At 74.0% G+C, this 6,101-nt stretch carries 6 protein-coding genes and 1 pseudogene; 2 read left to right on the plus strand and 5 right to left on the minus strand.

The annotated features are described in order from the left end of the window. Positions 1-36: 36 nt before the first annotated feature. From CCN44_RS35410 to CCN44_RS35420, 3 genes are all read right to left on the minus strand, one after another. Positions 37-744: a response regulator transcription factor gene (locus CCN44_RS35410; RefSeq protein ID WP_059247373.1), complete on the minus strand. Its 708-nt coding sequence runs from the start codon at positions 742-744 to the stop codon at positions 37-39. A 20-nt stretch (positions 745-764) separates the two neighbouring features. Continuing rightward, the gene (locus CCN44_RS35415) at positions 765-1,499 is read right to left on the minus strand and encodes a L,D-transpeptidase family protein (protein ID WP_086702653.1); all 735 of its coding nucleotides are present in this window, start codon (positions 1,497-1,499) and stop codon (positions 765-767) included. A gap of 68 nt (positions 1,500-1,567) precedes the next feature. Next, the gene (locus CCN44_RS35420; RefSeq protein WP_086702656.1) at positions 1,568-2,977 is read right to left on the minus strand and encodes a M1 family metallopeptidase; all 1,410 of its coding nucleotides are present in this window, start codon (positions 2,975-2,977) and stop codon (positions 1,568-1,570) included. Between the two features lie 165 nt (positions 2,978-3,142). On the opposite strand from CCN44_RS35420, the gene CCN44_RS35425 reads away from it, so the two are divergent. After that, on the plus strand, positions 3,143-3,493 hold the full coding sequence (locus CCN44_RS35425; RefSeq protein WP_208639909.1) for a DUF488 domain-containing protein: 351 nt from the start codon (positions 3,143-3,145) through the stop codon (positions 3,491-3,493). 3 nt (positions 3,494-3,496) lie between these two features. Here the strand turns inward: CCN44_RS35425 and CCN44_RS35430 are convergent, their stop codons facing one another. Further along, the gene (locus tag CCN44_RS35430) at positions 3,497-5,170 is read right to left on the minus strand and encodes an FAD-binding dehydrogenase (RefSeq protein ID WP_059247377.1); all 1,674 of its coding nucleotides are present in this window, start codon (positions 5,168-5,170) and stop codon (positions 3,497-3,499) included. Positions 5,171-5,257: 87 nt separating this feature from the next. After that, complete coding sequence (locus tag CCN44_RS35435; RefSeq protein ID WP_086702659.1) at positions 5,258-5,884, minus strand: TetR/AcrR family transcriptional regulator; 627 nt, start codon at positions 5,882-5,884, stop codon at positions 5,258-5,260. 118 nt (positions 5,885-6,002) lie between these two features. Between CCN44_RS35435 and CCN44_RS46795 the strand changes: the two are divergent. After that, positions 6,003-6,101 (plus strand): annotated as a pseudogene (locus CCN44_RS46795) (alpha-ketoglutarate-dependent dioxygenase AlkB); the annotation flags it as partial.

Raw genomic sequence — 6,101 nt, forward strand, 5'->3', positions numbered from 1 at the left:
CCCGCGCCGCCCGGTCCGCCCGGGCCTCCCCGTGGCTCACGGTCTCGTGCCGGTCAGTTTGTAGCCGACGCCGAAGACGGTGAGCAGGCGGACCGGGCGGCGCGGGTCGGGCTCGATCTTGCGGCGGAGGTTCATGATGTGCACGTCGACGGCCCGCTCGGTGGAGGCCCGGTCGAAGCCGCGGGTGCAGTGCAGCAGCTGGCGCCGGGTGAACACCCGCTCCGGCTCGCCGGCCATGGCCAGCAGGATCTGGAACTCGGCCGGCGTGCACTCCACCGGCGCGCCGTCGCAGCGCACCTCGTGCCGTACCGGGTCGACGCTGATCCCGGCCGCCCGCACGACGGGATCCTCGCCGCGGGCGCCGACGCCCCGCCCACTGCGCCGCAGGACCGTACGGATGCGGGCCATCAGCTCGCGCGGGCTGTACGGCTTGGTCAGGTAGTCGTCGGCGCCGACGTCGAGGCCGAGCAGCACGTCGTCCTCGGCGGAGCGGGCGGTGAGCATCACCACCGGGATGTCCGGCTGCTCCGCGCCGCCGCGCAGCGCCCGGCACACGTCGAAGCCGTCGACGAGCGGGAGCATCAGGTCCAGGACGACGAGGTCGGGCCGCAGCCGGCGGGCGGCGTCCAGCGCCGCCGCGCCGTCGTGCACCACCGTCGCGGTGTGGCCCTCGGCCAGCAGCGAGCGGCGGATCAGCTCGGCCTGTTTCTCGTCGTCCTCGGCGACCAGTACATGTGCGCACACGAGTTCGGATCCTAGGCGGCTCAGTGCGCGAGCCAGTCGGCGTACCCCATGACGACCACCGGATGCCGGCCGGGGTCCAGGGTGCGCAGGAGGTCCTTCATGTGCGCCTTGGCGACGCTGACGCAGCCGTGGGTGGGCCCGCCGTGGTCGACGTGCAGCCAGACCCCGCCGCCGCGCCCGGGGCCGAGCGGCCGGGTCCAGTCCAGGGGCGAGGTGCCGGGCTCGCGGTTGTAGTCGATGGCGATGACGTAGTCGAAGGAGCCCTCCAGCGGCTCGCCCTCGAATCCGGTGCCGGGCGAGTGGAATCCGCCGGACCGGTGGTACGGGAGCCTGCTGCCGGGGTCGGGGAGCAGGCCGCCGGCGTCGGAGAGGGTGTAGACGCCGAGCGGGGAGCGCAGGTCGCCGATCAGGTGGTGGGCGCTCCAGCCGCGCAGCGCGTTGTGGGCGGGCCAGGCCGGCCCCGCCCGCCAGCCGGCGTCGGTGCGCTGGTGCAGGACGACCGTGCAGAGCGGGGAGTCCTTGCCGCGCCCGGTGACGACGACGGCCTGCTCGCAGCGCGCGGGTATCGCCGCGCTCCGCTCGGGTCCGAGACCGGGTATGCCCCGCGGCGCCCGGGGCGCGGAGGTCGCGGGGGTGGGCGCCGGCGCCGGACGGCGGGCCGCGGTCCGGCGTTCGGCCGCCCCGGCTCCGCCGCCGCAGCCGGTGAGCAGCAGCGGGGAGGCGAGCAGGGCGGCGGCGGTTCTGCGTCGGATCATGAGTCGATCGTGGCGGACGGTTGTTTGGAACCGGTCAGCGCTCGGCCACGGGCGGAACCGGCCGGTTTTCAGGGCCTGTCCGGCTTGCCCGGCGTGTACAGCCAGGTGTGGAACAGCCCGTCCAGCTGCTTCCCCGAGGTCCGCTCGGCAAGCCTGACGAACTGTGCGGTGGTGCCGTGCCCGCCGCGGTGCCCGGTCGCCCAGGCGCGCAGGATCCGGAAGAAGTCCCGGTCGCCGACGGCCCGGCGCAGCTCGTGCAGGGCCATGGCGCCGCGGGCGTAGACGGGCGTGCCGAAGATGCGGGCGCCGCTGCCGGGGTCGCCGGGCGGGTAGGCCCACAGGCCGTCGCTCGCCGGCCGGGCGTAGAGGGCGTCGAAGGTCCGCTGGGCGCTGCGGCCGCCGTGCTGTTCGCTGTACAGCCACTCGGCGTAGGTGGCGAAGCCCTCGTTGAGCCAGATGTCCTTCCAGGCGGTGACCGAGACGGAGTCGCCGAACCACTGGTGGGCGCTCTCGTGGACGAGGGTGTCGAGGTCGGGGGCGGAGTCGTAGACCGGCCGGGTCTGGGTCTCCAGGGCGTAGCCGACGTCGGGGGCGTGGTCGACGATCGAGCCGGCCGCCTCGAACGGGTACGGCCCGAACAGTTTGCTCTCCCACTCCAGCACCGCGGGCAGCTTCTTCAGGACGGGCGCGGCGGCGCGCGCCTCGCGGGCGTCCACGGCGTTGTACACCTGGATGCCGTGGCGGGTCGTGTACCGCTCGACCTGGAACTTCCCGATGCTGGCGGTGGCGAGGTAGGCGGCCATGGGCTGGGTCGCGCGCCAGTGGAAGGTGGTCTTCCCGCGTGCGGTGCGCTGTCCGAGCAGGACGCCGTTGGCGACGGCGGTACGCCCCTTCGGCACGGTGACGGTGAAGTCGTACGACGCCTTGTCCCGGGGGTGGCCGTTGGCCGGGAACCAGGTCATGGCGCCCTGCGGCTGGCCCGCGACGAACGCGCCGTCGTCGGTGGGGATCCAGCCGTCCGTCGAGCCGTCGGGGTCGGTGACGGGCTCGGGGGTGCCGTGGTAGGCGACGGTGACGCGGAACTCCTGGTTCCTGCGCAGGGCGTGGCGCGGGGTGACGACGAGTTCCTGGCCGTCGCGCCGGAAGGCGGCCTGCGCGCGGTCGACGGTGACGGCGGTGACCTTCAGGCCCGTCAGATCGAGGTCGAAGCGGGTGAGTTCCTGGGTGGCGCGGGCGGTGAGCACGGCCGTGCCGTCCAGGCGGCGGGAGCCGGTGTCGTAGCCGAGCGTCAGGTCGTAGTGGCGGACGTCGTAGCCGCCGTTGCCGCTGAGCGGGAAGTACGGGTCGCCCGCGCCGGGCGCGCCGGTGGTGCCCGGCGCGGCGGGGCCGGCGGCGCCGAGGAGTGCCGCCACGGCGACGGGGACGGTGGCGAGGGTGGCGGTACGGCGTCGGGCGGGCTGTCTGCGGGCTGGCGTCACGTGCGCTCCTCGGGGTGGCCGGTGATCGACTGGCCGTCAGACTAGGCGCCGCGCCGCCCCGGTTTCCCCCTTCTTCCGGTCAAGACGTGCCGCGTCGCCGCCCGGTGGGCGAGCGGCGGCGCAGTACGCTCGCGGAACCGTCCGCGACCCGAGAGGGGCCCGACCGTGAGCGTGCGTGTGCGCCGGATCTACGAACCGCCCGAACCCGACGACGGCCTGCGGGTGCTGGTCGACCGGCTGTGGCCGCGCGGCCTCGCCAAGGACGCGGCGCACGTGGACGAGTGGCCCAAGGGGCTGACCCCGTCGGGCGAGCTGCGCACGTGGTACCACGCGGGCGAGGGCTCGTACGAGGAGTTCCGCCGCCGCTACGAGGCGGAACTCGACGCGCCGGAGGCCGCCGAACTGATCGACGGCCTCCGGAAGTCGGCCCGCGAGGGGAGCGTGACACTGCTGACGGCGTCGAAGAACCCGGACCGGAGTCACGCCTCCGTGCTGGCCGAGCTGCTGAAGGGCTGACGGTCAGCCGGTGTGCCGGGCCGCGTGCCGGCCCGCGGCCCGGCCGGAGAACAGGCAGCCGCCGAGGAAGGTGCCCTCCAGCGCGTTGTAGCCGTGCACACCGCCGCCGCCGAATCCGGCCACCTCGCCGGCCGCGTACAGCCCCTCGATCGGGGTGCCGTCGGTGCCGAGGGCGCGGGAGTCCAGGTCGGTCTGGATGCCGCCGAGGGTCTTGCGGGTCAGCACGTGCAGGCGGACCGCGATGAGGGGGCCCGCGGCCGGGTCGAGGAGGCGGTGCGGGGCGGCGACCCGGCCGAGCCGGTCGCCGACGTAGCGGCGGGCGTTGCGGATGCCCTGCACCTGGGCGTCCTTGCTGTAGGGGTTGGCGATCTGCAGGTCGCGGGCCTCGATCTGGCGGCGCACCTCGGCCGCCTCCAGCAGCGGCTTGCCGGTCAGCGCGTTCATCCGGTCGACCAGCTGCTCCAGGTTCCCGGCGGTGACGAAGTCGGCGCCGTGGTCGAGGAAGGCCTGCACCGGGCCGGGGGCGCCCTTGCCGAGCAGCCGGTCGCGCAGCACGGCCTTGCGGTCCCTGGCGGTGATGTCGGGGTTCTGCTCGGAGCCGGAGAGCGCGAACTCCTTCTCGACGATCTTCCGGGTGAGGATGAACCAGGAGTGGTCGTACCCGGCGATGTCCTCGGTGGTGCGCAGGTACTTGAGCGTGCTGAGCGTGTCGTAGCCGGGCAGGCAGGGGTCGGGCAGCCGGCGGCCGAGGGCGTCGAGCCAGAGGGAGGACGGGCCGGGCAGGATGCGGATGCCGTGGCCCGGCCATATCGGGTCCCAGTTCTGGAGGCCCTCGGTGTAGTGCCACATGCGGTCGCGGTTCACGAGCCGTACGCCGGCCTCGGCGCTGATGTCGAGCATGCGGCCGTCGACGTAGGCGGGGACGCCGGTGACCATCTCGGCGGGGGGTGTGCCGAGCCGTTCGGGCCAGTAGCGGCGGACGATGTCGTGGTCGGCGCCGATGCCCCCGGTGGTGAGGACGACGGCCTGGGCGGTGAGCTGGAAGTCGCCGGCGCGGTCGCGGGTGGAGGCGACACCGCGCGGGGAGTCGTCGGGGGCGAGGACGGTGCCGCGGACGCCGCGTGCCGTGCCGTTCTCGACGACCAGTTCGTCCACCCGGTGGCGGTGGTGGAAGGTCAGCAGTCCGTCCCGGGCGGCCTGGCGGGCGTACCGTACGAACGGCTCGACCACGCCGGTGCCGGTGCCCCAGGCGACGTGGAAGCGGGGCACGGAGTTGCCGTGCCCGTCCGCCCGCAGGTCGCCGCGCTCGGCCCAGCCGACGGTGGGCAGGAGTTCGATGCCGTGCCCCTGGAGCCAGGACCGTTTCTCGCCGGCCGCGAACTCGACGTAGGCCCGGGCCCAGCGCACCGCCCAGGAGTCCTCGTCGGCGAGCCGGTCGAACCGCGCGCTGCCCTGCCAGTCGTTCCAGGCGAGGGCGAAGGAGTCCTTGATGCCGAGGCGGCGCTGTTCGGGCGAGTCGACGAGGAACAGCCCGCCGAAGGACCAGAACGCCTGCCCGCCGAGGTTGGCGGCGTTCTCCTGGTCGACCAGGGCCACCCGGCGGCCCCGGCGGGTGAGTTCGTGCGCCGCGACGAGGCCGGCGAGGCCGGCCCCTACGACGATGACGTCCGCGTCCATGGCGACTGTGTCCTTCCTGGGGATGCCCGAAGCCGGGCGGTGCCGGTGGCCCGTGGCCGGGCCGTGTCGGTGCTCACGCGTCGGTGCTCACGCGGGGGTGCGGCTGCCGTCGGTGAGCAGCGCGGTGAGGAGCTGCCCCAGCCAGGCCCGGGCGGCCTCGACGTCCCGGTCCAGCAGCAGCTGGGTGGTGACCCCGTCGTACGCGGCGACCACGGCGCGCGCGGCGCCGTCGGCGTCGCCGAGCACGGCGGGCAGTTCGGTGTGGCCGCGGGCCCGGGACAGCCGGTCGGCGACGGCCTGGCGCAGCCGTGCGCGGTGATCGAGCAGGGCCCGGGCGACGTCCGGGTCACGGGCGGCGTGCACCAGGAAGTCGGTCTTCACCAGCAGCCAGTCGACGTCGAGCAGGAGCACCTCGGTGACGCGTTCCACGGAGGCGGGCACGTCCAGATCGGGGCCGTCCTGGGCGAGCGCGTCGGCCACCTGGTCCGCGATGAGGTCGGCGCGTTCCCGATACAGGGCGAAGAACAACTCGTCCAGGGTGGCGAAGTTGGAGTAGAACGCGCCCCGGCTGAATCCGGCCGCCTCGCAGACCTCCTCGATGGAGACCCGACCGAAGCCCTTGGCCGCGAACACCGCGAACGCGGCGTCGAGCAGCCGGGCCCGGGTGCGGACCCGGCGCCGGGTGACGCGCTTGGGGGTGTTCCGGTCCTCCATCGGCATCCGCCCTCCCGTTCGATACATGAACGTATCGAATACATCGATGTATCGAAACCCCCCGGACCAGACGATCAAGAAATGGAACGAATTTTCGATTCAGGAGTACGCTGGCCTCATGGCCACGCACCTCCAGGGCTCCCTGTTCGACCAGACCGACGAGCTGCGGCTCGGCCCGCTCGACGGGCTGCGCCGGACCGAGCTGGGCGCCGGCGCC

The organism is Streptomyces tricolor (assembly GCF_002155905.1).
GTDB lineage: Bacteria > Actinomycetota > Actinomycetes > Streptomycetales > Streptomycetaceae > Streptomyces > Streptomyces tricolor.